The sequence below is a fragment of the Synechococcus sp. H70.2 genome, from assembly GCF_047462275.1.
GTDB lineage: Bacteria > Cyanobacteriota > Cyanobacteriia > Thermostichales > Thermostichaceae > Thermostichus.
The window spans coordinates 169471-196457 of record NZ_JANSIU010000003.1 but is presented as its reverse complement, the minus strand read 5'-3'; the positions used below and the strand labels follow the sequence as shown (position 1 = coordinate 196457).

Below are 26987 nucleotides of genomic sequence, written 5' to 3'. Positions count from 1 at the left end.
TATGGTTGTACGTCCTTCCCCTCCTCTGCAAACTGGCCTTACTTTCGACTGGATCAAGCTGACGGCTGAGCTCAAAAAAATTCTCGATCCGCAGCGAGTGATCAGCAAGCCGGAGGAGCTGCTGGTTTACGAGTGCGACGGGCTGACCAGCTACCGGCAAAGGCCGGCTTTGGTGGTGTTGCCGCGCACCACGGAGGAGGTGGCGCAGGTGGTGAAGCTGTGCAACCGCTATCGGGTGCCCTTTGTGGCCCGGGGATCCGGCACTGGCCTTTCGGGAGGGGCGCTACCCGTGGAAAATAGCGTCGTCATCGCCACCACCCTGATGAAACAGATCCTGGAGATTGACCTAGACAACCGCTGCATGGTGGTGCAGCCGGGGGTAATCAACGCCTGGATTACCCAAGCGGTGGCCGCCCAGGGCTATTTTTATGCGCCGGATCCCTCTAGCCAGTCGGTTTGCTCCATCGGCGGCAATGTGGCGGAAAACTCCGGCGGCGTCCACTGCCTCAAGTACGGGGTAACAGCCAACCACATCCTCGGCCTGACCGTGGTGCTGCCGGATGGGGAGGTGGTGCGCTGGGGGGGCAAGATCCCGGAGATGCCCGGCTACGACTGGGTGGGCCTGTTTGTCGGCTCTGAGGGCACCCTGGGGATTGCGACGGAGATCACCCTCCGCTTGCTCAAGGCGCCGGCTCAGGTGCAGGTCTTGCTTGCAGATTTTGAGAGCGTTGAGGCGGCAGGAGCCACTGTTTCCGACATCATCGCTGCTGGGATCATCCCCGCCGGCCTGGAGATCATGGACAACTTCAGCATCAACGCCGTCGAGGATGTGGTGCAGTTGGGCTGCTACCCGCGGGATGCGGCAGCCATCTTGCTGGTGGAGGTGGACGGGCTGGCGCTGGAGGTGGAGGAAGCTAGCCAACAGGTGAGGGCGCTATGCCTCAAAAACGGCGCCCGCCAGGTGCAAGTTGCCTCTGACCCAGAAGAGCGGGCGCGGCTGTGGAAAGGGCGCAAGGCGGCTTTTGCTGCAATGGGCAAGCTCAGCCCCAACTACTACGTCCAGGATGGGGTGATCCCCCGCAGCCAGCTAGCCTATGTCCTCAAAGAAATTGAGCGCCTCAGCCGCGAATACGGCTACCGGGTGGCCAATGTGTTCCACGCCGGCGACGGCAATCTCCATCCGCTGATTCTCTACGACGAGTCGGTGCCGGGATCCCTGGAACAAGTGGAGAAGCTGGGGGGTGAGATCCTCAAGCTCTGCGTACGCCTGGGAGGCAGCATCTCTGGCGAGCATGGCATCGGGGCCGACAAGCGCTGCTACATGTCGGAGATGTTTACGCCCACGGATTTGGAGAGCATGCAGTGGGTGCGGCAGGTGTTCGACCCGCAGCATCTGGCCAACCCCGACAAGATCTTTCCCACCCCCCGCACTTGCGGCGAGGCGGCCCATGCCCATCGGCAACCGGAATGGCAAGGGATCCCTGTCTTCTAGCTGACCTGCCGCTGCTGCTGGAGCTCAGCGAAGGCCTGGGCAAAGTCCTCCTGGCCAATGACCAAGGCCTTGGCGTCTAAGGAGGCAGAAGTGGCGCGGTGGCGGCGAATGGCGGCAATGGCGGCACGGTTGCTTAACAAAGCCAGGTCGGCGCCGCTCCAGCCCTCGGTGCGCTCAGCCCACACCTCCAGATCCACATCTGGCCCCAGGGGGCGCCTGCGGTTGTGCACAGCCAAGATTTCCCGCCGTGCGGCGCGATCCGGCAGCTCCACACTCAGGTGCAGCTCCAGCCGGCCGGCGCGGGTGAGGGCGGGATCCAAACTCTCCTTGCGATTGGTGGCCGCCACCACCAAGACCCCCTGGCTGGAGCGGATCCCGTCCAGTTCGGCTAGGAGTTGCCCCAGGACCCGGTCGCTGACGCCACTATCGCCGGAGTAACTGCCCCGTGCCGGCGCCAGGGTGTCGATCTCATCGATGAAGATCACACAGGGAGCGCATTGGCGGGCACGGGCAAAGAGTTCCCGCACCGCCTGCTCGGAGGAGCCCACCCACTTGCTCAAGAGCTCTGGGCCGGAGACGGCGATGAAGTTGGCCTTGGCCTGGGAGGCAATGGCCTTGGCCAGGAGAGTCTTGCCGGTGCCGGGGGGCCCACTGAGGAGGATCCCTTTGGGGGCTTGGGCCTGGGCCTGCTCGTACAGCTCTGGGTGCAGCAGGGATCCCTCGATGGCCTCCTGCAAAACCTGCTTGGCGTGCTCCAGGCCGCCAATGTGATCCCAGCTCACCTGGGGGGATTCAATTTCCACCGAGCGCAACACCGCCGGCTTCACTTGTTGCAGAGCTTCTTGAAAGTCCGCTGCCGTCACTTTTAGGGATTCAGGAATGGGGGATTCTAGATCCGGCACCTGGCGCCGCAAAGCCGCATAGGCGGCCGCCTGGCACAGGCCCCGCAGATCCGCGCCTACAAAGCCCAGCGTCTGATCTGCTAGGCTGTCCAAATCCACATCCTCTGCCAGGGGCATGCCGCGGGTGTGAATGGCCAGGATCTCCCGCCGCCCCTCCCGATCCGGCACCCTAAAGATGATCTCCCGGTCAAAGCGCCCCGGTCGCCGCAGGGCCGGATCCAAAGCTTCAGGTCGGTTGGTGGCTGCCAGCACCACAACGCCTTCTTGGGCCCCAAACCCGTCCATTAGCCCCAGCAGCTGGGCCACCAAGCGTTTTTCCACCTCCCCCTCGACGGTGCTGCGATTGGGCACAAGGGCGTCAATTTCGTCGATAAACACCAGACAAGGGGCAGACCTAGCCGCTTGCTCAAACAGCTGCCGCAGGCGCGCCTCCGCCTCGCCGTAGTACTTGCCAATCAGCTCCGGGCCCACGACGGCAATGTAGTTCACCCCCAGGCTCTCGGCCAGGGCGCGGGCCGTCAGGGTTTTGCCAGTGCCAGGGGGGCCAACCAACAGCACGCCACGGGGCGGCTCCAGCCCCAACTTAGCCAGTAGATCGGGCCGCTTGAGGGGAATCTCCACCAACTCCCGCAAGGCTTGCAGTTGTTCCTTAAGCCCCCCTACGTCCTTGAGGCACAACTTGGACCTTGACCCTGGGCGCTCGGCAGGGATTGTCCCAGCAGCCCCAGAGGTTTCCTGGAAGCGGGTTGCAGACATCCCTTGGGGCTCGCTGCTCCAGGAGGGATCCCTTGGCTGGGCGCTGCTGCGGCGACGGGGGATGGAGCCGGAAGGGGGGATAGAGCTGCCCAAAGGACGGGCCTGGATGCGCACCTCGGTTCGCAGCTCCCCCGTGTTTCTTTTCTCGTCCAGCTTCTGGGCTAGCTCGATAAGCTGCTCAATACCCTGGATAAAATTGCTTAGATCCGCCACAGCCGGGGTTTTCCGTCTACAAATAACCCACCAACAGAGGTTTTAGCCCATCCCTTGCTGGCTGAGGCTCTCCCCCCACCCAAAAGGAGCCAACTTTCAGCCAGGGATCTGGTCAGCCCCCGCCTAGGGAGAGCGGGACTCGGCCATGGCCGAGAGGGGGGAAGGGCTGGCGGAGAGCTTGCGCACCTCGGAGCAGAAAGAAGCCATGCTAAAGCCGCCGAAGCGCTTGACAATGCTAGTCCGCAGGCGGAGATTGGGGCTGGCAAACCAAATGCGCTCCTCCGACTCGGTCATTTCGTACTCGGTGTAGAGGGTGAGGGCGCCATCGGCTCCCATCACATAGGTACCCGCCACCGGCACTTTCTCAGCATAGCCCTGATCCCGCAGCAGTTGCCCCCGCATGGGGTTGTCAGGATCGGGAATCGGAACCAGCACCACATCGCCTTTGTACTCTTCGTTGTCCCAGTCCTGCTCCCCCTGCCACTGTACCCGTGCTGCCCCCACCGCCCGCTGCGGATCCACCTTGAACAGCTCGCAAACCCGAATGACAGCTGGATCGGTTGCCGCAAGGGTGGCAATTTGCAGCCGCGACCTCCCTCCTTCAGAGCGGCGAAAAGCCAAGTGATGGCTGGTGCGCTGACACATCCACTCGCCAGCGCTGAGGGCAAAAAACTCCATTACGGTCATCATGGCCGACGCGGATCCTCATCGATAACAACCGGGATTTGCCGATTCTAGCTTGTGCTGTAGCCGTAGATTTGCTCTTGCCGGCTCTGCTGTTTGTGCCAAAACTGCTCGGCAAAAGCCACCGTCGGGTGGAGGGGGGCGCGGGGTTTGCTGCGCAGAGGCATATTGGCCTCTTCAGGAGTGCGGTTGCCCTTGCGCTGGTTGCAGCGCTCGCAGGCCGTGACTACATTGTCCCAAGTGTGGGATCCCCCGCGAGAAAGAGGCACGACATGATCCAGGGTTAGGTTATGGGTGCTGCCGCAGTACTGACAGGTGTGGTGGTCCCGTCGCAAAACCTCCCGCCGGTTGACAGGGGGCACCCGCCAGGATCGCTCCTTGCCTTTGATGGTCAGGCGGATGTGCTCGGGCACCTCGATCACCTGGCTGGGGGAGCGCACTTTCCATACCGGCACATTCATCATCGCCAGCGGCTCTGCCTTGCCCGTCAGCAGCAGCACAATCGCCCGCCTAATGTTGACCCGGCTAATGGGCAAGTAGTTTTGGGAAAAGACAACAATCGACTGTTCCAGGACGTGGGTAGCAGCAGTCATGCCTTAGCTCTTCCATTTGCCGCCATTGTCCTGAGAAATCTGGCAAATGACAAGGTTTTCCCGCAGTGGGCCCCATCCAGGTGGAGCCCCACCATTTAACCTTCCAGAGTTTCTTGCGATCGAGAGGCGGACAGATGGGCTAGTATCCGGGTGATGGTTGGATCCCGTGCCTCCCATGACCCACCCGCTGTATGTCGCCCTGGTTTGGCACCAACACCAGCCCCTCTACAAAAGTCCGCTGGCAGGCAAGTATCGCTTGCCGTGGGTGCGCCTGCACGGGATCAAAGACTACCTGGACTTAATTTTGCTGCTGGAGCGCTATCCCCGCCTGCACCAAACGGTTAACCTAGTGCCCTCTCTCATTGTGCAAATTGAGGACTACGTGGCCGGCTCGGCCTTCGATCCCTATTTGGAGCTGACTTTATCTCCTGTCGAAAAGCTGACCCCGGAGCAGCGGCGCTTCATTGTCGAGCGTTTCTTCGACAGCCATTACCCCACCATGATTGAGCCCTACCCCCGCTACCGCCAGCTCTACGAACAGCGGGAATCGCAAGGGATCAACTGGTGCCTACAGTACTGGACAGCGCAAGACTTCAGCGATCTGCTGGCCTGGCACAATTTGTCCTGGTTCGATCCCCTCTTCCAAGAGGATCCGGAGATCGAGGGCTGGATTAAGATGGGCTCCGGCTTTACCCTGGCGGATCGGCAGCGGATCTACGCCAAGCAACAGCAGATCCTGGCCGCCATCCTGCCCCAGCACGCTAAGTTGCAAAGTAGCGGCCAACTGGAGTTGACCACTAGCCCCTACACCCACCCTATCTTGCCCCTACTGGTAAGCGAGCGCTCGGCGCGGGTGGCCCGGCCCGGCTTGCCCCTGCCCCGCTACCCCTTCCACTGGGAGCAGGATGTCCACAGCCAACTGGAGCGGGCCAAGCAGATCTACCGGGAGCGCTTTGGCCGCGATCCGCGGGGGTTGTGGCCTTCAGAGCAGGCGGTTAGCCCCGCCATTGTCCCCATCGTCTGCAAGCAGGACTTTGAGTGGATTATCTCTGACGAGGGAGTGCTGGGCTGGAGCCTGGGCCAGCCTTTCCACCGCGATGAGCAGGGCCATGTCCTTGAGCCGGAAAAGCTCTACCGGCCCTATCGTCTTGAGAGCGAGGCGGGGGATCTGGCGATTGTCTTCCGGGATCACCGCCTTTCCGATCTCATTGGCTTTAGCTACAGCACCATGCCTGCCGACGCTGCCGCCAAGGACCTCATTGGCCATCTGGAGAATATCCGCAACCGCCTGCCCCCAGAGCAGCCTTGGCTGGTCACCATTGCTCTCGATGGAGAAAATTGCTGGGAGTACTATCCCCAAGATGGCCGGCCCTTCTTGGAAAACCTCTATACCCGCCTCAGCCAACACCCGGCCCTGCGCTTGGTAACGGTCTCCGAGTTTTTGGATCAGTTCCCTCCCACCGAGTTTCTGCCAGCCGAACAATTGCACAGCGGCTCTTGGATTGAGGCCGACTTGACCACTTGGATTGGGGATCCCGTCAAAAACCGCGCCTGGGAGCTCCTGGCCCAAGCCCGCCAGGTGATCCAGGATCACCCTTACGCCACCCCCCAGGCCTGGGAAGCCCTCTGGGCGGCCGAGGGATCCGACTGGTTCTGGTGGTTTGGGGCGGGCCATTCTTCCGCCCACGATGCCGTTTTCGACCAGTTGTTCCGGGAACATCTACAGGCCCTCTACACCGCTTTGGGAGAGGCGGTGCCGGCGGCGCTGCAGTTTCCCCTCGAGGATCACGACGGGCTGGGGGATCGCCTGCCGCAGGGGTTTATCCATCCCACCATCAACGGTCGCCCCGCCGAACGGGAGTGGAGCCAGGCCGGGCGGGTGGAGATCGGCGCCGCTCGAGGAACCATGCACCGCAACAGCGTCATCCGCCGCCTCTGGTACGGGTTCGATCACTTCAACCTCTATCTGCGGCTAGATTTTAGCTCGGTGGTGCAGCGGCCCAAGCAATTGCTGGTGCTCTGGTTTTATCCCAACCGCGTTACCGTCAACAGCCCCATTCCCCTACAGGGATTACCCGCAGAAGCCCCCCTCAACTATCTCTACCGCCACCTGTTGAAGCTGTCGCTGCCGCCGCCTGGCACCGGCCAGCATCCCGCACCCGTCGAGGCTCAGCTCTTGCAGGCAGGGGAGTACCATAGCTGGCACCCCATCAACCATCAGGTGAAGGCGGTGGTGGATGCCTGTTTGGAGGTGGCCATTCCCTGGAGCAATTTGGGTGCCCAGCCGGGGCAGGAGCTGCAGTTTGTCATCGTGGCCGCCGATGGCGAGACCTTCCAAGAAGGGATCCCCCCCAAGGCCACCATTGCCCTGCGCAGGCCCTAGAAAGCTGCTTGTTTCCAGATCTGCCTATGCAGCGCGAGCTCTATCCGCCCATCGAGCCCTACGATCACGGCTTTCTCCCCGTCTCTTCCCTGCACACCCTCTACTACGAGCAGTGCGGCAACCCGGCGGGCAAGCCGGTGGTGTTTTTGCATGGGGGGCCAGGGGGTGGGATCGATCCCCTCTACCGGCAGTACTTTGATCCCAGCCGCTGGCGGGTGGTGCTGTTTGATCAACGCGGCTGCGGCAAGAGCCGCCCCTACGCTGAGCTGCGGGAGAACACCACCTGGGATCTGGTGGCCGATATTGAGAGGCTGCGCCAGCACTTGGGCATTGAACGCTGGTTTGTCTTTGGAGGAAGCTGGGGCAGCGCCCTTGCCTTAGCCTACGGCCAGACCCACCCCCAGTCCTGTCTGGGGTTTATCTTGCGGGGGATCTTCCTACTCCGCTCCTTTGAAATCCGCTGGTTTTACCAGGAGGGGGCCAGCTACCTTTTTCCCGATGCCTGGCAACACTACCTCGAGCCCATCCCCCCCGAAGAGCGGGATGACCTGCTGGCAGCCTACTACCGCCGCCTCACCGACCCCGATCCTCAAGTGCGCCTAAAGGCAGCCCGCGCTTGGGCCATTTGGGAGGCCAGCACCAGCAAGCTGATCCCCAGCCCTGAGCTCATCGAGCGCTTTGGCCAGGAGAGCTTTGCCGAGGCCTTTGCCCGCCTAGAGTGCCACTACTTTATCCACCACGGTTTTTTGGAGGCGGAGGATCAACTCCTTAAGGGGGTAGAGCGCCTGCGCCACCTGCCGGCTGTCATTGTCCAGGGCCGCTACGATGTCGTCTGTCCTCCCATTTCTGCCTGGGAGTTGCATCAGGCCTGGCCAGAGGCGGAGTTTTACCTCATTCCTGATGCCGGCCACGCCATCACTGAGCCCGGGATCCGCACCGCCCTCCTGGCAGCCACCGATCGCTTTGCTCAGCTCTAAGAGCCTAGGATGACTTCAAAGCAGGTCTGCCATTTCCAGCACTAAGCCTCAGCCGGCCTCAAACTGGAGGGCATCGGGATCAACGTAGTAGCAGCGGGCATTGTCAGCACAAATGAGCGCCCAGCCGTTGCAGTTGGCATCGACTAGGACGTACTCTGATTGTGGGATAAAGTGGCCTTGGTGGTTACGGGTCTCGCTCTTAACCTGAACTGTCTGCCGGTTCATTCCAACGTTCCTCCAACTCATGCTCAAAAAGACTTGAAAACAGCACCCCAGCTCGCTGCAAGCAGCAGCAAAGCCAGGCAAGAATTAGAGCCAATAAACCTACCCCTTTTGAGCTTCGGTAAGCTCGAGGGGAGGAAAGCTAAGCAATACCCTTGACTAGATAAGAGAAGTCTAGCACTGCCTCTCTGAGAATAGCGTTAAGAGTTACAGATTTAAGGTAAAAAGCTCTGGATTTTCGTAAATTCTTATTGCAAAATGGGCTTGAGCCTATTTAAGCTTCTTCAGCTAATTAGCGGTGGATCTTGCTTACCTGCGGCCAATCGACGCCAGCAACCCGCTCAGGATCCCCACCTGCTAGTAGCCTGTCTAGAGCTAGCCGCTGGGGGTGTGGGGGTGGATCAGACTCAGGATAAAGATGGGGTAGAAGGGCCTTCCCGGAGTGTCTACCAGCTCCCGTTGCAGTGAGAAGGCCGCGCTCTACAGGAGGGTGGCTGAAGCTCCCTGTAAGGCAGGTGGGGTGGCTCTCAGGGTGCTTTTGGCCTGTCCCTCTAGAAAGACAAGTCCAGGCTGCTGCCTTCGGGGATCCTGCAATGCCTTGGCGGCTTCCCCTGCCTTGTAGCGCCGGATAGTCCTATTGGGGGCAACATGAACTACCCCACCGCGTAGGCGGGTGGGGTTTCCTCACCCGCTTGACAGCAGAGCTTTTGTCTCTTCTTCTGCCCCAGTTGCTTCATAGATCCCGTGTACCGGGTCTGTGAAGTAGAGCTGAAGCATCCAAGACTCACGAGGCGGGTTCCCAACCCCGGTTGCTGTTCGCGACAGCGGGACGGAGTCCAATTAGTGGCAACGTTGTACAGTACCATCACCGTTCCCCTGTCCCGCGGTATCGCAAAACCACAAGCAGGGCAGACATGGTAGCGATGACTCAGGTCTGCCCACTCCTTGTGAATCGCACCACACTGCGGGCAGCGCTGAGACGGCTTAAGGGTTTGCGTGGGAAGAAACAAGACCAGACCGCCCTTCTGCTCAATTTTGTAGGTCAGCATTTGGTTCAGCGCACCAAACCCCACCGACAAAATAGACTTGTTTAGTGCGGCCTTGCGCTTCTTCCCTTTACCCTTAGCTTGACGGGTCATGCCCTTGACGTCGAGTTTTTCCGTTACCCCGCTCGCGTTAGCGGGACGGAGTCCTTTGTCATAACGACGCGCAATCTCTGAGGTAATCTTGTGTTGCCAATCTCTACGCTGACGGGCAACTTTGGCTTTGAGCTTGGCCTCCAGCCGGTTGATTTTCTTCCATCTCCTAGAAGCCTTCACTCCCTTCCTGGGTGCACGCTTCCGCCGTCTGAGCTTGGCAACCTTGCGAACTTTCTCCTCACTCCTCTGCCTAAACCGAGGATTAGCAACCTCATAGAACTCACTCCCGTCATATAAGGTTATGGCCGTTTCGGTACCCAAATCGTAGGCAACGATGGACTCATACTTCAAGTCTGACTGGGAACCAAGCTTAGGCCGAGGTACTTCTACCTCTACGGTGAAGGAAGCATACCACTGCCGTAAAGTTGGCTTGTAGACAATAGTTAGCGTGGTAGGCCTCCCCCAGTCCAAGGACTCCGTCCCGCTAACGCGACTGGCTTTGCCCCGCATCCTCAGGGTAATGCCCAAGTCCCTGAGAGTAACGGTGCCGTGCTTACCGTTAGTATTGACCTTCCACCCCGTAGCGCTGGGATATGTCCAGCCAGAATACCGCTTGATCGACTTGAACTTGGGCTTTTTGCTTAGCCCCTGGAAGAAACGCTGATAGGCAAAATCTACTCGCTTGACCGTAGCTTGCAAAGTCATGGAGTGGAGTTGAGCAAACTCCGGCCATGCTTTCTTGAACTCTGGCAGAAGATTCTGCTGCTCGAGGTAAGTAACCGTCCGACGATTGCGCCGGTACTCATAGCGTCGGTGAGCAACGCAAGCGTTGTAGAGGTAGCAGTGCAAACGGCGGGCAGACAACAAAGCCCGCTCTTGGGTTTTGTTGGGGTACAGCCGAAAGGTCTGCCGCCTGACTACCAGTGCAGTTTCTGTCACCTTTTGTAACTTAGTCGAAGCCCCAGTAAGTGTAGCATCGAGAATGGCAGACTCAGAAGCGAGGCTGACGCAGTTTTTAGAATTCACTTGCACGTAGTGTTTGTAACAAAATACTGGTCACTAAAGTGTATTGGGAAGGGCTAGGCTTTGGCATGATTTGCTCCCTAGAACCAGAATCAGTCAGAGGGTGCTATCCATCCCCACCGTATAGACCGTGGGGAATTCCGCACCTTACGTTAACCCAGGGCTGAGCTAGCGGCTAGGGGAGCAAAGAGCTGCTTTTGCCTGCTCGCTCAGCTGCTGTAAGGCGCTGAAGGTGGGAAGCGGGATCCCTTCTCCTTCCGCCAGCCAGAGCCAGTACTCGATGTTGCCAGCGGGACCACTGATGGGCGACCAGGTATAGCCCTGCACCTGCCAGCCGCGGGCCACCGCCGCCTGCATTACCGTCTGCAGCACGCGGGCATGGATGGCCGGATCCCGCACGACTCCCTTTTTGCCCACCTGGCCTCGGCCCGCCTCAAACTGGGGCTTGACCAGCAGCAGAGCCTCCCGCGGCGACCGCAACAGCTTCCACAAAGGATCCAACACCTTGGTTAGGGAAATAAAAGAGAGATCCACCACGGCCAGATCCGCCCAGCTGGGGGTGGGCACCTCAGTTCCGTAGAGATCGGCTGGCTGCAGATAGCGCAAGTTGGTTCTTTCCTTGAGAATCACCCGCGGGTCGCTTCGCAAAGACCAGGCCAACTGCCCATAGCCCACATCCACCCCATAGACCCGCTGGGCCCCCTGTTTGAGTAGGCAATCGGTAAAGCCCCCCGTGGAGATGCCCGCATCCAAACAAATACGGCCCTGCACCTGAACAGGAAAGGTCTGCAGCGCCCCCTGCAGCTTTTCTCCCCCCCGCGAGACAAAAGCAGGCTTGGACTGGATGTGGACCATGGGATCCCCGCTCACCCAGGCTCCAGCCTTCTCCGCCCGCACCCCATTGAGGAAAACTTCCCCTGCGAGGATGGCGCGCTGGGCCTGCTGGCGGGAAGAGAAATATCCCCGCTCCACCAACCAGCTATCCAGGCGCACCCGCTCGGCCATCTTGCTGCTGTTAACAGCTCCTACCCGATTTTCAATTTCTCAGGATAGGAGAGCGGGATCCCTCTCGACCAGATCTGGCTTGGCGCCAGCAGCAATGGGCGGGGGATTAGCCAAACCGTCCGCTCACGTATTCTTCTGTCTCGCGATTGGCGGGAGAGTTGAAGATCTTCTCGGTGCGGTCGAACTCTACTAGCCGCCCATAACGGAACCCTTCCTCGTCAACTTCAGTGTTGAAGAAAGCCGTGAAGTCGGACACACGCGCCGCCTGCTGCATGTTGTGGGTGACGATGATAATTGTGTAGCGACGCCCCAATTCCTTCATCAGCTCCTCAATGCGCAGCGTCGAAATGGGATCCAGGGAGGCACAGGGCTCGTCCATCAGGATCACTTCCGGCTGAATGGCCAAGGTGCGGGCAATGCAGAGGCGCTGCTGTTGTCCGCCGGAGAGGGAAAGGGCGCTCATCCTCAACTTATCTTTCACCTCATCCCAGAGAACAGCCTGGCGCAGCGTGCGCTCCACCAGCTCGTCTAGATCCCCCTGGTAGCCATTGATCCGTGGCCCAAAGGCAATGTTGTCGTAGATAGACTTGGGGAAGGGGTTGGGCTTCTGAAATACCAAGCCAACCCGCCGCCGCACCTCAGAGGGATCCACATCTGGGTCGTAGATATTTTTCCCGTGAAAAATGACCGAGCCTTCTACCCTTGCTCCCGGGATGAGATCGTTCATGCGATTAAAGCAGCGCAAGATGGTGCTCTTGCCGCAGCCTGAGGGGCCAATGAAGGCGGTGATGTGATTTTTCGGGATCTTCAGAGAAACCTGCTTAACCGCTAGGTGGGAGCCGTAGTAGACGCTCAAATCCCGCGTCTCTAGTTCAACCTCCAAACGGGTGGATTTCTCAGGAGAGCCGGATTTGCCAGAGAGTGGAGAGCGCATAGGAGTACCGAAGGAGATAACGTCACTGCAAAGCCTAGATTGAGTTAAAGCAACACGTGAGAGGGATTAGATGGTGATGGTTTCCTGCCGACGACTGACGATGAGCCGAAAACTGACCGTGGTGATCAACACCAAAATCACCAGAGCCAAAGCCCCTCCCCAGGCAATCTTCTGCTGGTTTTCAAAAGGAACGAGGGCAAAGTTGTAGATCAACACAGCCAGTGAAGCTACCGGTTTCAACAGACCGCTGGGCCAGAGGAAGCTAAACAAAGCAGTGAAGATCAGGGGCGCCGTCTCACCCGCAGCGCGGGCAATGGCCAACGTCACCCCCGTCAGGATCACCGGCAGAGCTGCCGGCAACACCACGCGAAACACCGTCTGCACTCGCGAAGCCCCCAGCGCATAGGCAGCAGCCCGCGTATCTGCCGGCACCAGGCGCAGCGCCTCTTCACAAGACAAAATGATGATGGGCAGGGTCAACACCGATAGAGCCACCCCGCCGGCGAGGGCAGAGAAAGTCTTGGTGGAGAGCACCAACACCCCGTAGGCAAACACCCCGGCAATGATAGAGGGAACCCCTGTCAACACCTTGATGATGAAGCGCAGAAAGGAAGCTATAGGTCTGTTCTGGCCAAACTCCGAGAGATAGATGGCAGCAAACAGTCCGATGGGGAAGGTGATGGCGATAGCAATCGACACCACAATAATTGTCCCCAGCACCGCGTTGCCAAATCCGCCCACCTGATCGCCGGGAGGAGGGGGAAGTTGGGTCAGCGCTTGCCAGTTCAAGCGCTCGATGCCTCTGGTGAAAACGTAGTAGAGGATGAGAGCCAGCACGAAAATGGCAAAGAGGCTGGAGACAACCGTCAGCGCTGTCATTCCTACATCCAGGAAGACGCGCCGCCAGGACTTTGCTCTGCGCTTGAACCAATTGCCTTGATCTACCGCCTGAACTTGCGTCGTCATGTTCCTCTACTCCCGCGAAGCTGTCAACGCGAACTTGACACGGCGTATCATCAGCTCCGCCGCAATGTTAACTACCAGAGTGATGGCCAACAAAATCAAGGCCACATACATGAGCGCTGCCACCTGCTCAGGGCCTGCTTCTGCAAACTCGTTGGCCAACAGGGCCGGGATGTTGCTAGCAGGAGCCAGGAGCGAGACGCTAATACCGCGGGCATTACCAATTAGCATCGCCACTGCCATCGTCTCCCCCAAGGCACGTCCCAAACCCAAAACCACCGCCCCTAGCATGCCGCCAATGGCCGCCGGCAGCACAACACCAAAGATGGCTTCCCAGCGAGTGGCCCCCATCGCATAGGCAGCCGCCCGCAACTCCGGCGGAACGGCCACCAGCACTTCCCTGGCAATGGCAGTGATGATGGGGATGATCATGATCCCCAAGACAACCCCTGCCGTCAGCATCCCCGGCCCCACCGGTGGCGTACTGAAAATGGGCAACCACCCGAAGTTCTGGAACAAGAACATCTGAATCGGGCGAAAGAAGGGAATGAAGATAAACAACCCCCAAATGCCGTAGACCACACTGGGAATGGCTGCCAGCAGCTCCACCACGATGATCAAGGCCGTGCGCAAAGACTTGGGCAAAAAGTCCTCACTCAAAAAGATGGAGATGCCGAAGCTAAAAGGAACGCCCACGATCAGGGCAATCAGAGAAGTCACCAGGGTGCCGTAGATCTGGGGCAAAGCGCCGTAGTTGTTCTCAACAGGATCCCAGGTGGTGCCCCAGAAAAAGCCCAGCCCGAACTTCTGAATGGCAGGTAGCGACTGGATCCCAATCTCCAGGGCAATCCACAACAGCAGCAAAGCCGAGAAAAAGACGGCAATCCGCGTTGCCCAGATGAACAACCAGTCGCGCCGGCGCTGGAAGACGGGCCGGGGCCGAAATAGAGAACTGCTCTCTGAAGAAAAAGTAGTGGTCATCTGCCAGTAGGAGGTACCAACTTTTACGGCGTGATGTTTTCCAGAGCAGCCAGAGCTTTCTGCCGCGTTTCTTCCGGCAAGGGCACATAGCCCAGCGGCTCCGCGAAGGATTGCCCTTCCGTGAGGCCGTAGCGGAGAAACTCCTTGACAGCTTTGGAGGTTTCAGCTTTGGGGTAGACTTTGTAGGCCAAGATCCACGTGTAGCCCACAATGGGGTAGGAGTCTTCCCCGGCGGGATCCGGGTCAACCCCCAACAGCCGCTCGTCGAGCTTGATTCTGGCCAGTGCCGCCTGCTCCGTCTCAACTTTGGGGGTGACGAACTTGCCCGACCGGTTTTCCAGGCGAGCGATGTTCAGGTTGTTGAGCTTGGCGAAGCCGAACTCCACATAGCCAATCGCGCCAGGGATCTGCTTAATCTGCTCGGAAACGCCTTCGTTACCGCGAGCTCCCACCCCGGTTGGCCAGTTCACGGAAGAGCCACGACCCACCTTTTGCCGCCATTCCGGGCTAATGGCGTTGAGGTGGGTGGTAAAGATGTCGGTGGTGCCGCTGCCGTCGGAGCGGTGCACAACGGTAATCGGCAAATCCGGGAAAGTCACCCCTGGATTAAGGCCGGCTAGCAGCGGATCGTTCCAGTTTTTAATTTTGCCCAAGAAGATATTTACCAGCGCTAGGCGAGAGAGGCGAATTTCGGGACCCACGCCGGGGATGTTGTAGGCTGCCACCACTGCCCCCCCCACCATCGGCACGGCCACCATGCCCTTGGGAGGGTTGGCTTCACTCTCGATCTGGCTGATCTCTTCGGGACGCGGCACACTGTCGCTGGCGCCGAAATCGACAGTGCGAGCCACAAATTGCCGCCGCCCGGCACCGCTCCCCACCGACTGATAGTTGACTTGGATGTTGGGGTTTTTCTTGCTGAATTCTTGAGCCCAAGTTTGGTAGAGGGGAGCCGGGAAAGTAGCCCCCGCGCCGTTGATGGTTACAGTCTGCTGAGCAAATACCCGCTGCCAATTTGCCTGGCTGACCGCAAACCCAGCAACCGTGGCAGAGACAGACTTCAGGAAGGAACGACGTCCCAAGGAGCGCGGCATCAACATACAGAAGTCTCCCAGATGAAGATGGTGTCTCGATCCAACTCTGAGTGCTCTAACCTCAGAGCCTGCTCAAGCCGGGCTGATCTCAAAAAAACCAGGGATCCCGTTCAAGACCCTTGCCACTCTGGTTCTTATCGTTAATGTAATATAACGTTCATCCTTTTTAGTTAACGTGAGGTTAAAATCAGGTTATTTCTGTCTGTAGCTAGTCTCCCTTGTCGCTCTTTCCAGGGATCCCTTGCAGGGGAGAATACCCTCGATCGAGGAAACGCGGCGTGAAGACCCCTGGATTCAAGGGCCTACGGCTGGGCTCTGGGGCCGGCTGAGTTTTCCGAGCTCTTTGGGCTGACATCAGCTTGGCAAATGCTTAGAATGGAAGGCTGGCGAGAAAATTCAGTGCTTTCCTCCATGGCTAAACGTAACGTGCAGGTTATGCTGCGCCAGGCGATCCCGGGCTTGGGCAGCCCAGGGGAGGTGGTGAGTGTCAAGCCTGGCTATGCCCGCAACTACCTTTTCCCGCGGCAGATGGCGGTGCGGCTTACGCCTGGGCTTCTCAAGGAGCAGCAGATGCGTCGGGAGCAGGAAGCTGCCCGCAAATTGGCGGAGAAGCAACAGGCGGAAAACTACAAGAAGGCTTTGGAGACCATCGGTCGCTTTGTCATCCGCAAGAAAGTGGGCGAAAAGGATTTGCTCTTCGGGCAAGTGACCACCACCGACATTGCCGAGGTGGTGCTGGCCACCAGCGGCCTGGATATCGACCGCCGCAACATTCTGCTCAACGAGGAGATCAAGAAAACCGGGGTTTACCTGGTGCAAGTGAAGCTGCACCCAGAAGTAACAGCCACGCTACGCATTCAGGTCACGCCTGAGTGAGAGAGAAATCCCAGGGGGCAATGGGAGATAGCAAGTAAAGCTTGGCCTGGCCGCTTAAGGTGCTTGGCCAAGCAGCTGGCGAGTGTGGAGCTGGGTTGGTTTTTCTATCCTGGCTGGTGGTGATTGGCGATTACGACCTGACAGGTGGGGATCGACTTCCGCCGCAGAACGTAGAAGCTGAGGAGGAGATCCTGGGGGGCATTCTCCTCGATCCCGAGGCAATGGCGCGGGTAGCGGAGTTCCTGCGTCCCGAGATGTTTTACCTCTCGGCCCACCAGGAGATTTATCGAGCTGCCCTGCACCTGCACAGCCAAGGCCAACCCACCGACCTAATGACGGTTTCTGCCTGGTTGGCAGATCACCACCTCCTCGAGCGAGTGGGCGGGACGGCGGCAATTCGTCGCCTGGTGGAGCAGACAGTTAGCAGTGTCAACATTGACCAGTACGCCCGCCTGGTGGTGGACAAGTACATGCGCCGCCGGCTGATTCAAGTCAGCAGCAACTTGGCGCGTCTGGCCTACGACACTAGCCAGCCCCTCTCTCAGCTCCTGGATCGGGCTGAGCAGGAGGTGTTCAGCCTCACCCAGGAGCGAGTGCAGCGCAGCCTTGTTCCGGCCTCGGAAGTTTTGGTGAGCCTCTTCTCCGATTTGGAGGAGAAATTCCAAAGTGGGGCCCAGTTCCCCGGGATCCCGACCAAATTCATTGACCTCGACAACCTAACCCAGGGCTTGCAGCGGTCGGATCTGGTCATCCTAGCCGGCCGTCCCTCGATGGGAAAAACCAGCCTGGCCCTTAATATTGCCCAAAATGTGGCTGCCTACGTCAAGCAACCGGTAGCCATCTTCAGCCTAGAGATGTCGCGGGAGCAGCTGGTGCAGAGGCTTCTAGCCAGCGAAGCCCGCATTGAGAGCAGTCGTCTGCGCTCAGGGCGCATCAGTGAAAACGAGTGGCAGCGCCTGGGTCAAGCCATTGGCTTTTTGTCACAACTGCCTTTGTTTATCGACGACACACCCAATTGCACTGTTACAGAAATTCGCTCCAAGGCGCGGCGTCTGCAGGTGGAGCAAGGGGGGACATTGGGACTGGTGTTGATCGACTACTTGCAGTTAATCCAGGGATCAGAGTCCGACAACCGGGTGCAGGAGTTGTCGCGCATTACCCGCGGCCTCAAGGCGCTAGCCAAAGAGCTGAGGGTGCCGGTGCTGGTGCTGTCTCAGCTTAGCCGGGCGGTGGAGTCCCGCTCGGACAAGCGGCCGCAGCTAGCAGATTTGCGAGAGTCGGGTTGCCTGGCCGGCGACACCCGCGTGAGGGACGTAGATCGCGGCAAGATCTGGCGGCTAGATCAGCTGGCAGCCCTGCCGCCTTCAGCGGAACTACCGCGCCTGCTTAGCCTCAACGGGCGCGGGCGCTTGGTGCCCCAACAGCCGGTGAAGGTATTTTGCAGTGGGCGACAGCCCACTTGTCTTCTGAGAACCCGCCTCAACTTCTCCATTCGCGCCACTGGCAACCACCCCTTCCTGACTCGGGAAGGCTGGAAAACCCTCGACGAGCTGCAACTGGAAGAGGAGGTGGCGGTGGTGGTGCAGGAGGGATTGATCTGGGATCCAGTCGTCTTCATCAGCGAGCCGGGGGAGCCGCAGCCGGTTTACGACATTGAAATGCCCCGCCACCACAATTTTGTGGCCAACGGTCTGCTAGTGCACAACAGCATTGAACAGGATGCCGACGTGGTGATGATGATCTACCGCCCAGAGTACTACGATCCCAACACCAGCGATCGCGGCATTGCCGAAGTGATCATCGCCAAGCACCGCAACGGCCCCACCGGCACCGTGCGCCTTTTGTTTGAAAGCCAGTACACCCAGTTTCGGAACTTGGCAGACCCCTATCGATGAGCAAAAGCTGCGGCAGAGGTGGATCCGGACTCCCTTTCAAGGGCAGGTCTAAGCCTGCGAGGTGTTAGCCTGAGATTGCCCCTGCTGGAGCAGGGCGCCGTTGCTGCCTACCCCCCTCTGCCCAAAGCCATATGTTCAAAAGCCTGCTGATTGCCACTGACTGCCGAGATGGACTGCAGCGTTTTGGCAAATGCCTGGAAGAGCTTCACCTGAATGGAATTGAACGCGTTGCCTTCGTGCACAGCATTGCCTGGCAGGACGACGACATAGGCCTTCCCGAAGACATCACCCCCGCCGTGCAGGCGCAACAGGCTCGCCTGCAGGAGGTGTTGAGCGCCATTCCTGGGGGGCTGGAAGTCAAGGTCTTGGTACAGGCGGGCAAGGCGGTGGATCTGATTTTAAAGGGGATCCAAACCTACAGCTCCGACTTGCTAATCACCGGCATGGGGATCCACAACCTGCTCACGGAAAAACTGTTTGGCAGCACCACTGTGGAGCTGCTGCCTAAGTTAACCATCCCCTTGCTGGTGATGCGACCGCAACTGCTGGCCGTCTTTACCCTAGAGGAGTTGCGTCTGCGCAGCCGCCACCTCCTTCGCAGCCTCCTGGTACCCTTTGACTTTGAAGAGCCGCGCCGGCAACTGCTTGAGCGTCTTGGTCAACTGCTGCCGGGAACTTCCCAGTGCCAGTCAGTTACCCTGCTCTATGTAGTGGATCCCAGCGCCCGCCGCAACCAGGGCATGGCGGTGGAGGTGCTCAAACGCAAGGCTGAGGCCGACTTGGCTCAGGTAATCGGGCCGTTGAACGAGCAGGTGCAGCCGCTGCAGGTGCGGGCCCTGGTACGGGTGGGATCGCCGCTGCAGGAGATCCTGGCCACTGCCGCTGCTGAGGACGTGACCGCCATTGCCACCGCCTCTCCGCGGGTGGGCAGCTTTTGGGAGTGGTCGGTTCGCAGCCTCACCGGCGAGATCCTGCGGCAAAGTTGGCATCCGGTGTTGTTTTTCCCACGCCGGTCTTTGGCCCAGTAGAGCTGCTCACTATGGCCGACCCAACCCAAAGCTTGCGAGAACTGTTGCAGGCAGTGGCTCAAGGGAGGCTCTCTCCCGAACAAGCCCTGCAAGCCTGTCGCTTTCTGCCCTTCGAGACCGTGGGAGACTTCGCCCGCCTGGATCACCACCGTCCTTGGCGCACGGGCTTTCCCGAAGCAGTGTGGGGGCCGGGCAAAACCCCTGAGCAAATTGCCCAGATCCTAGAACGGCTCCACTGGCAGGGATCCCTGGCTTTGGCCACCCGCGTGGAGGCTTCTACCTATGACCAGATCCGCCGCTGGCTGCCTCAGGCGCAGTATTCTCCAGTGGCCCGTCTGTGTTGGCTCCCGGCCCAGCAGGCACCCCGCTATCCCGGTCAGATTAGTGTCATTTCCGCTGGCACCGCCGATGTGCCGGTAGCTGAAGAGGCCGCGCTTACCGCCGAGCTTTGCGGGTTTACGGTCAAGCGCCTTTGGGATGTGGGGGTAGCCGGGATCCATCGCCTGCTGCACCACCGCGCTGCCCTAGAGGCCGATGTGCTGATCGTGGTGGCGGGCATGGAGGGAGCCTTGGCTAGCGTAGTGGCCGGCCTGGCGGACTGTCCGGTGATTGCTGTGCCCACTAGCATTGGCTACGGGGCCAGCTTCCAGGGCTTGGCCGCGCTGCTGACCATGCTCAACTCCTGCGCTGCCGGCGTGGGAGTGGTGAACATCGACAACGGCTTTGGGGCGGCCATCCTAGCTGCCCAGATCCTGCGCTGTGGCCACCGCCTGGCATCGCGGTTGCCCTCCCCTGCACCTCCTGGAGAGAGCAGAGAAGGTTAAGAAATGTAAAACGATCCCAAGCCGGACAGGCTATACTCAGGCCATGCTAGGGCTTTGGAGGGGAGGTTGTGGCCAAAAATTGAGGGAGGGATCCCTTCTCCAGGTATCTTTTGTTAGGTGTCTTTGGGGCGCTTCCTCAACGACCATAAAAATCTCCTGGAAGGGGTTGTCGAGAGATCTGGGATAGCGGTCTGGAGTTGGCTGCACCGAACAACAATTTTTTTGACTGGGGTACGTGAAGCTTGCTGCTATGTCAATCGAGGCAATAGGTACCACTGTTGTTCAAGGGATAATTCAGTCCTTCACTTGGACGGACCTCTTTTTGGTGGTGGTCTTGGTGTTTTTGGAAGCGGCCCTCTCTGCAGACAATGCTGTCGCCCTCGCGGCTTTGGTCAAGCATTTGCCCACCCCTCAGCAACAACACCGGGCCCTACGCTGGGGCATCGTAGGTGCCTACAGTTTTCGCATCGCCATTGTGTTTGCAGCGGTTTGGTTGGTCGAGTACCCCCCTGCTCGATTTTTGGGGGCCTGCTACCTGCTCTGGCTGGCCTGGCAACATTTTCGCGGGCAGGAGGAAGGCCCGGCGCAGGACCTCACCCGCCAGGCCAATTTTTGGCAAACCCTGGTCATGGTGGAGCTCACCGATCTGGTGTTCTCGTTTGACAGTATTGCCGCTTCTGTAGCTGTCTCCCGCAAGGCCTGGGTGATTATCCTGGGGGGCATCCTCGGCATTACCCTAATGCGCTACATGGCCTCTTTGTTTTTGCGCTGGCTGGATGAGTTTTCCCGTCTGGAGGATGCTGCCTTTGCCATCATCGCGCTGGTAGGGATCCTCATGCTGCTGGAGGTGTTCTTCCCCCAAATTGAGATTCCGGAATGGGGGATGGTGGTGGCTGTGCTGCCTTTGTTTATCTGGGGCTTTTCGCAGCGTACCAGCTCCTGCGCGGCAGCCGAGGAACAGCCCCTGGCCCTGGCCGATCTCAAGGAGTTCCACCGAACCGAAGGGATCCCTGCCAGCCTAGCCCCCCTGCCTGAGGCCGAGCCTGCTCCCGAGCTACAGCCGGACTAAGGAGCCTCACGGACAGCTTGTTCCGGATCCCTGGACCTGGGAGGTCTGGTGGCTAAGAGACAAAGGCTGGCAGGTGCTCCGTAGCCTTGGCTGCTGGAGGCAACAGCAGCAAGTTGTTCGCGTAGTGCGACGGCTCTTAAACTAGCAATGGAACGCAAGCCACGGGAGGGAGGCACCCTGACCTTGCAGTTCTGCTGGAAGTGTTGGGCGAAGTGCTTCAGAAAGGACATTGGCACCAGCATGAACGGCCAACAGCAGCCGCCGGCGGAGAGTCCCCAACCCCAGTCTGGAGCGGGGAAGGGAGATCCCGTGCCCTTGGTGGAGCTACGGCAGGTTTCCAAGCGCTTTGGAACCACGCTGGTGCTTGACCAAGTCGATCTAAAGGTGCATCGGGGCGATGCTCTGGGGCTAGTGGGGCCTTCCGGCACTGGCAAATCAACTCTGTTGCGCATCATCGCTGGCTTGACAGAGCCGGACGCTGGCGAGGTGTTCTGGTGCGGCATCCCCCTGCCGGAGATTCAGGCCGGCCACTGCACTCCCCCCTTGCGGGTAGGCATGGTATTCCAGCAGGCGGCCCTCTTCGACTCCCTGACGGTGGAGGAAAACGTCGGGTTTTTGCTCTATGAGCACTCGCGGCTGCCAAGGGCACGCATTCGAGAGCTGGTGGCAGCCAAGCTGGAAGCAGTGGGGCTGGCGGGTAAGGAGGACAGCCTGCCGGAGGAGCTCTCGGGGGGGATGCGCAAGCGGGTTAGCTTTGCCCGCGCCATCATGGAAGATCCTTCGCTGCCCCAAAACGAGCCCCAACTCCTACTCTACGACGAGCCCACAGCGGGCCTGGATCCGATTGCTTCCACGGTGATCGAAGATCTCATCCGGGATCTGCAGCGGGTGAAAAAAGCTTGCGAGAGCTACATCGTGGTGACCCACCAGCACAGCACCATCTACCGCGCTACCGACCGCATCGTGCTCTTGGCCCAGGGGCGGGTGCAGTGGGAGGGACCCGTGCAAGAGATTGAGACAAGCGACAACCCCTTTGTGCGGCAATTTTTCAGCGGTAGCGTAGAAGGGCCAATCCAAGTGGCAGGGCAGGTGTGATGCGTTCGCGAGCAATCCGAGAAGGGGCCGTGGGCCTGTTGATCCTGGCAGGGGCACTGGGCTTTGCTGGGCTGTTTTTGTGGATCTACAACTTGCGCTTTGGCAGCCGCGGCTTCCAGTTTACCGTCACCTATCCCAACGTATCTGGCCTGGCGGAAGGCTCCAGCGTGCGGCTGCGGGGGGTAGCCGTGGGCCGGGTGGAGCGCATCCTGCCCCAGGCGGCCCAGGTGGAGGTGCAGGTGGCCATCGACCAGCCGCTGGCCATCCCCCGCGATGCCCTGTTTGTTACCACCCAGACAGGGCTAGTGGGGGAGACGGTGATGGACATCCTGCCGCGGACGGCTGTTCAGGTAGCAGGATCTCCCTTGGCGCCCGACTGCGACCGCAGCCAAATCATCTGCAATGGCGATGTGGTGGAGGGCACAGCGGGGGTAGATTTTGGCCAGTTGTTGATCCAGCTGGATCAACTGGTGCGGCGCATCAACAGTGACGAGCTCTTCGATACCCTCAACGCTACCTTGGAGGAAGTCACCCGCGTTGCCAACAGCCTGTCCAGTCTCTCGGAAAGCGTGGAAAAGCGGGTGGAGGAGCTGGATTTATCGCAATTTAGCGCTGCCGCCGCGGCTATCCGGGAGACGGCTGTGGCGGCGAAGGGAACAGCTCAAAGTTTGCAAGCAGCTGCTGACCAGTTTGCCCTGCTGGTGGCCCAGAACCGCCCCTCCCTCTATGCTGCCCTGGCCAATATCCAGCAGGTCAGTGCCGATCTACAAGCCATGTCAAGCGCGGTTCGCCCCCTGCTTACCGATCCCCAACTGCAAGAGAATGTGCGCCAGCTCCTGGCAGGGGCGCGAGTAGCGGCGGAGAACGCGGCCAAGGCCACTGAGGATCTGCGGCAGATTACGGCTGCCCTCAACGATCCGGGCACCCTGGCCACCCTACGCCAAACCCTAGACTCGGCCCGCATCTCCTTTCAAAATGTGCAAAAGATCACTGCTGACATTGACGAGCTGACGGGGGATCCCCAGTTTCGCCGCGCTCTCCGGGAGCTGGTGCTGGGGCTGAGCAACTTGGTCTCCAAGGCCCCCGCAGAAGACGGGATCCAGCCTGCAGCAGCCCAAGGGTATCGCTTCCGTTTTGCGCCTGTTTCCTTTTGCCGAGGGGGCTGCCTCTAGCTCCCCAGAAGGGCAATAGCAGCCTGCCTGGCCTCTCCCTCTGGCAGGAGCTTAACAACCAGTCCGCCGCTTCCACGCTGGCCACCCGCCGGCGGCCGCAGAAACCATTGATGGGTTCCCGAAGCTGGGGTAGGCTTTGCCAATGGGGTGCTCCCCACCGCTGACGCGAGCAGGGTTGAGGTGTGAGGAATGTGTGGCATTGTCGGCTATGTGGGCTTTCAGTGGGCTGCCCCCATTCTGGTGGAGGGCTTGCGCACCTTGGAGTATCGCGGCTATGACTCCGCCGGTATTGCCACAGTGGATCCAGAAGAGGGCTTGAGGATTGTGCGGGCCACTGGCAAGCTGCACAACTTGCTGGTGAAACTCACTACCAACATGCCCACAGCCAAGGTAGGGATCGGCCACACCCGCTGGGCCACCCACGGCGGTGTCAGTGAGGAAAATGCCCACCCCCACTGTGATGCCCGCGGCCGCATTGTGGTTATCCAAAACGGCATTGTGGAGAACTACCTGGAGCTGAAGGAGGAGCTTCTGCAGCGAGGGGTTGCCTTTCGCTCCCAGACCGATACCGAAGTCATCGCCCAACTCCTCGGCTTCTACACTGAGGAGCTGGGATCTTTTGAGGTGGCCTTTGCCAAGGTGATGGAACGACTGCGGGGGGGAAATGCTGTGGTGGCTTTGGATCGGGAGGTGCCGGATCGGCTAATCGCCGCCCGCTTGGGTAATGCGGGGGCTGTAGTAATTGGCGAAGGAGAAGGGGAAAATTTTGTTGCCTCGGATCTGCCCGCCATCATCCGCCACACCCGCAGGGTGGTGTTTCTGGAAGATGGGGAGATGGCCATCCTCACTGCCTCCAGCGTGCGCTACCTACGCATTACCGGCGAAGAGCTGCGCAAACCCCCCCTCACCGTGGCCTGGGATCCCGTCTCGGCGGCCAAGGGGGGCTACAAGCACTTCATGCAAAAAGAGATCCATGAGCAGCCGCGCACCATCACTGAGACGCTGCGGGGGCGGACGGATCTGGAAAGGGGGCGGGTGAACCTGGAGGGACTGGCCCTGACGGAGGCGCAGCTGGCCCAGGTGGAGCAGATTCATGCCGTGGCCTGCGGCACTGCCTGGCATGCCTGTCTGGTGCTCAAGTACTTCATTGAGAGCCTGGCTCGCATCCCGGTGCAGGTGGACTATGCTTCCGAATTTCGCTACCGCCAGCCGGTGCTGCGTCCCCACGACCTGCTTGTAGCCCTCACCCAGTCCGGTGAGACGGTGGATACGCTAGCAGCCATGAGCGAGGCCCGCACCCAAGGGATCCCCACCCTGGCCATTGTCAACGCCATTGGCTCCCAGGCCACGCGCCTGGCGGATGCGGGGGTCATCTACCTCCACGCCGGGCCGGAGATTGCCGTTGCCTCCACCAAGGTGTTTACCGGCATGCTGGTGGCAGGGTACCTGCTGGCCCTGCAACTGGCCCAGGCCAAAGGGATCCTCAGCCCCGCCCAGATCCGATCCCACCTGCAAGCTCTCATCGAGCTGCCGAGCAAGATTAGCCTCCTGCTAAAAGACGCCGCCCTCTACGAGCAGTTGGCCGAGCAGTACCACCACGTCACCGACATGCTTTATCTGGGCCGCTGGGTCAATGCCCCCATTGCCCTGGAGGGGGCGCTAAAGATGAAAGAGGTCAGCTACATCCACGCCGAGGGCTACCCAGCAGGGGAGATGAAGCATGGCCCCATTGCCCTCATCGACGAGCGCATGCCGGTGGTGTGTATTGCCACCCGCGATCCCGTCTACGAAAAAATGCTCTCCAACATCGAGCAGGTGCGGGCACGGGGCGGGCGAGTCATTGCCCTGATCAATCCGGAAGATACCCAGGTCCGGGAAAAAGCCGACCACGTCATCGAGGTGCCCAGCACCACACCTCTGCTGGCCTCAGTTTTGAATGTCATCCCCCTGCAGTTGTTTGCCTACGCCATGGCCCTCCGCCGGGGGGCTGACGTGGATCAGCCGCGTAATCTGGCTAAGTCAGTTACGGTAGAATAGCTGCTCCTTTAATCGAGCGATTGCACATTTTGCACAATTCGAGAAAGCTCACTTCTCTCATCCACACTGATTCGAGTCGGGGAGCCACTGATAATCCGCTCGTAGCCGCGGAAGGAATCGCGAATTTCAATACCCGAATTGGAGATGACGTACTCGCGGATGCCCTTGTCGTGCCAGGATCCCCGCATTTTGAAGACGTTGAGGGCCCGCGCCATCTCGCCCCGAATCTCCACATACTGCAGCAGAATAATCGTGTCGGTAATGGTGGAGATGTGGGACTCGGTGATGGAATGGGATCCCATGAATTGGTCAGTAGTATTGGTGAAAAAGCCAGTAATCTCCTCCTGCTTGGCTAGGCTAGTTACACCAATTACAAACTGCCGAAAAGCGTCTTGGCTCACGCCCCGCGCCAGCGCTGAGAGGGAGTCGATGGCCATGCGGGAAGGCTTGAAGGCCATCATCTCCGCTTTGATCCGCTGCAGGTGGTCTTCCAGACCGGCCGACTCCGGGTAGGTGCAAATGATCTTGAGGAGGCCCTGCCGTTCAAACCCCTCCAGGTCAATGCCCCAGGAGGAGGCATTGCGGGAAAGCTGCGCCCGCGACTCTTCATAGGCAAAGAGGAGGCAGCGCTCTCCGTTCAGGCAGCCCCGCTCGAGAAACTTGCTCACCAGCGAAGTCTTGCCGGTTCCCGTGGCACCGGTGGCCAGGATAATTGAGTCCTTGAAGAAGCCGCCGCCGCACATCTCGTCTAGCTTCTCAATCCCAGAAGAGATGCGCACATTGGAGGAGCGCTGCGTGAGTTGCATCGCCCCCAGGGGGAAGATGCTGATCCCCTCGTTGGTGATGGTAAAGGGATATTCCCCCTTCATGTGGGTGGTGCCACGCAGCTTCAAGATCTCAATGGTGCGCCGCCGCTTCTCGCCCTCCAGGATGTTGCGCAGGATCACCACGTTGTCGGAGACAAATTCCTCCACCCCGTAGCGGGCAATGGGGCCGTACTCTTCGGTGCGCTCGGTAGTCATGACAGTGGTGACGTTGGCCTGCTTGAGGCGGGCCGTTAGGCGGAAAAGCTCCCGCCGCACCACGCCGGCAGGCTCGTATTGCTGAAAGATGGCTGTTACCGAGTCGATGGCAACCCGCTTGGCCTTGTATTTGCGGATGGCATATTGAATGCGCTCGATGAGGGCTGATAAATCGAAGTTGCCGCTTACTTCGTAGCCCTCTGGATCCGGGGAGGCATCCAGAATGAAGAGCTGGCCTTTGTCAATGAGGGCCTGCAGATCCCAGCCAAAGCTGGAGGCGTTGCGGATAATGTCAGCAGGGGTTTCCTCAAAGGTAACGAAGATCCCTGGCTCTTGGTACTTGACAATGCCGTTGTAGAGAAACTGCAAAGCAAACAGCGTCTTGCCAGTGCCCGAGGTGCCGCTAACCAAGGTGGTGCGCCCCAGGGGCAGCCCGCCATGGCTGATGTCTTCAAAACCTTCAATGCCCGTTTGCTTTTTGGGGATCCCGCGCAGCTCGGGGCTGCCGTTGCGGCAGCTGGGTAGGATCCCCTCGGCAGCAGGGTCCTGCAGGTTTTCCGGCTCAGAGGGTCCCAATGGCTGGCTCATCCCACTCTCTCCCGTAATTT

At 59.6% G+C, this 26987-nt stretch carries 22 protein-coding genes; 11 read left to right on the top strand and 11 right to left on the bottom strand.

Features of this window, described 5'->3' with window-relative positions; genetic code table 11:
* Position 1: 1 nt before the first annotated feature.
* Positions 2 to 1492, top strand: a complete 1491-nt coding sequence (glcD, locus tag NW822_RS04640) for a glycolate oxidase subunit GlcD (protein ID WP_414361795.1) — start codon at positions 2 to 4, stop codon at positions 1490 to 1492.
* Here the strand turns inward: glcD and NW822_RS04635 are convergent.
* The 3 genes from NW822_RS04635 to NW822_RS04625 all read right to left on the bottom strand — a co-directional run bounded on the left by NW822_RS04635 (position 1489) and on the right by NW822_RS04625 (position 4640).
* Positions 1489 to 3363, bottom strand: a complete 1875-nt coding sequence (locus NW822_RS04635; RefSeq protein ID WP_414403668.1) for an AAA family ATPase — start codon at positions 3361 to 3363, stop codon at positions 1489 to 1491. The two genes, glcD and NW822_RS04635, sit on opposite strands and share 4 nt — an antisense overlap.
* Positions 3364 to 3486: 123 nt before the next feature.
* The gene (locus tag NW822_RS04630) at positions 3487 to 4050 is read right to left on the bottom strand and encodes a phycobiliprotein lyase (protein ID WP_414361821.1); all 564 of its coding nucleotides are present in this window, start codon (positions 4048 to 4050) and stop codon (positions 3487 to 3489) included.
* Positions 4051 to 4097: 47 nt separating this feature from the next.
* Positions 4098 to 4640 carry an HNH endonuclease gene (locus NW822_RS04625; protein WP_414361800.1) on the bottom strand — a complete coding sequence of 181 codons (543 nt, stop codon included), beginning with the start codon at positions 4638 to 4640 and terminating at the stop codon, positions 4098 to 4100.
* Between the two features lie 175 nt (positions 4641 to 4815).
* Here NW822_RS04625 and NW822_RS04620 point away from each other — a divergent pair, with 175 nt between their 5' ends.
* Both NW822_RS04620 and pip read left to right on the top strand, forming a co-directional pair.
* Positions 4816 to 7023 carry a glycoside hydrolase gene (locus NW822_RS04620; RefSeq protein ID WP_414403667.1) on the top strand — a complete coding sequence of 736 codons (2208 nt, stop codon included), beginning with the start codon at positions 4816 to 4818 and terminating at the stop codon, positions 7021 to 7023.
* A gap of 26 nt (positions 7024 to 7049) precedes the next feature.
* A complete protein-coding gene (gene pip / locus NW822_RS04615; protein ID WP_414361804.1) occupies positions 7050 to 8000 on the top strand; it encodes a prolyl aminopeptidase in 951 nt (316 codons plus the stop codon).
* A gap of 48 nt (positions 8001 to 8048) precedes the next feature.
* On the opposite strand, the gene NW822_RS04610 is transcribed toward pip, so the two are convergent.
* From NW822_RS04610 to pstS, 7 genes are all read right to left on the bottom strand, one after another.
* Positions 8049 to 8225: a hypothetical protein gene (locus NW822_RS04610; protein ID WP_414361807.1), complete on the bottom strand. Its 177-nt coding sequence runs from the start codon at positions 8223 to 8225 to the stop codon at positions 8049 to 8051.
* A 650-nt stretch (positions 8226 to 8875) separates the two neighbouring features.
* Positions 8876 to 10300: an RNA-guided endonuclease InsQ/TnpB family protein gene (locus NW822_RS04605; RefSeq protein WP_414403666.1), complete on the bottom strand. Its 1425-nt coding sequence runs from the start codon at positions 10298 to 10300 to the stop codon at positions 8876 to 8878.
* A 252-nt stretch (positions 10301 to 10552) separates the two neighbouring features.
* Positions 10553 to 11389 (bottom strand): TlyA family RNA methyltransferase, encoded by an 837-nt coding sequence (locus tag NW822_RS04600; RefSeq protein WP_414403665.1) that lies wholly within the window; start codon positions 11387 to 11389, stop codon positions 10553 to 10555.
* A 106-nt stretch (positions 11390 to 11495) separates the two neighbouring features.
* Complete coding sequence (gene pstB / locus NW822_RS04595) at positions 11496 to 12323, bottom strand: phosphate ABC transporter ATP-binding protein PstB (protein WP_414361519.1); 828 nt, start codon at positions 12321 to 12323, stop codon at positions 11496 to 11498.
* A gap of 66 nt (positions 12324 to 12389) precedes the next feature.
* Positions 12390 to 13289: a phosphate ABC transporter permease PstA gene (pstA, locus tag NW822_RS04590; RefSeq protein ID WP_414403664.1), complete on the bottom strand. Its 900-nt coding sequence runs from the start codon at positions 13287 to 13289 to the stop codon at positions 12390 to 12392.
* A 6-nt stretch (positions 13290 to 13295) separates the two neighbouring features.
* Positions 13296 to 14267, bottom strand: a complete 972-nt coding sequence (gene pstC / locus NW822_RS04585) for a phosphate ABC transporter permease subunit PstC (RefSeq protein ID WP_414403663.1) — start codon at positions 14265 to 14267, stop codon at positions 13296 to 13298.
* Positions 14268 to 14290: 23 nt separating this feature from the next.
* A complete protein-coding gene (gene pstS, locus NW822_RS04580) occupies positions 14291 to 15367 on the bottom strand; it encodes a phosphate ABC transporter substrate-binding protein PstS (protein ID WP_414403662.1) in 1077 nt (358 codons plus the stop codon).
* A 405-nt stretch (positions 15368 to 15772) separates the two neighbouring features.
* Here pstS and rplI point away from each other — a divergent pair, with 405 nt between their 5' ends.
* The 8 genes from rplI (at position 15773) to glmS (ending at position 25357) form a co-directional block, all read left to right on the top strand.
* On the top strand, positions 15773 to 16237 hold the full coding sequence (gene rplI / locus NW822_RS04575) for a 50S ribosomal protein L9 (protein WP_414365800.1): 465 nt from the start codon (positions 15773 to 15775) through the stop codon (positions 16235 to 16237).
* 137 nt (positions 16238 to 16374) lie between these two features.
* A complete protein-coding gene (gene dnaB, locus NW822_RS04570) occupies positions 16375 to 18132 on the top strand; it encodes a replicative DNA helicase (RefSeq protein ID WP_414361535.1) in 1758 nt (585 codons plus the stop codon).
* Between the two features lie 131 nt (positions 18133 to 18263).
* Positions 18264 to 19160 carry a universal stress protein gene (locus tag NW822_RS04565; RefSeq protein ID WP_414361510.1) on the top strand — a complete coding sequence of 299 codons (897 nt, stop codon included), beginning with the start codon at positions 18264 to 18266 and terminating at the stop codon, positions 19158 to 19160.
* Positions 19161 to 19171: 11 nt separating this feature from the next.
* Complete coding sequence (larB, locus tag NW822_RS04560) at positions 19172 to 19984, top strand: nickel pincer cofactor biosynthesis protein LarB (protein WP_414361508.1); 813 nt, start codon at positions 19172 to 19174, stop codon at positions 19982 to 19984.
* 235 nt (positions 19985 to 20219) lie between these two features.
* Positions 20220 to 21053: a TerC family protein gene (locus tag NW822_RS04555; RefSeq protein ID WP_414361506.1), complete on the top strand. Its 834-nt coding sequence runs from the start codon at positions 20220 to 20222 to the stop codon at positions 21051 to 21053.
* A 240-nt stretch (positions 21054 to 21293) separates the two neighbouring features.
* On the top strand, positions 21294 to 22148 hold the full coding sequence (locus NW822_RS04550) for an ABC transporter ATP-binding protein (protein ID WP_414403661.1): 855 nt from the start codon (positions 21294 to 21296) through the stop codon (positions 22146 to 22148).
* Entirely contained in the window at positions 22148 to 23320 is a 1173-nt protein-coding gene (locus NW822_RS04545; protein ID WP_414403660.1) for an MlaD family protein, read from the top strand. Before NW822_RS04550 ends, NW822_RS04545 begins: the two co-directional genes overlap by 1 nt.
* Positions 23321 to 23509: 189 nt before the next feature.
* Positions 23510 to 25357, top strand: coding sequence for a glutamine--fructose-6-phosphate transaminase (isomerizing) (gene glmS / locus NW822_RS04540; RefSeq protein WP_414361502.1), 1848 nt, complete (start codon positions 23510 to 23512; stop codon positions 25355 to 25357).
* Between the two features lie 8 nt (positions 25358 to 25365).
* Here glmS and kaiC read toward each other — a convergent pair whose 3' ends face one another.
* Positions 25366 to 26967 (bottom strand): circadian clock protein KaiC, encoded by a 1602-nt coding sequence (gene kaiC / locus NW822_RS04535; RefSeq protein WP_414403659.1) that lies wholly within the window; start codon positions 26965 to 26967, stop codon positions 25366 to 25368.
* Between the last annotated feature and the right edge of the window lie 20 nt (positions 26968 to 26987).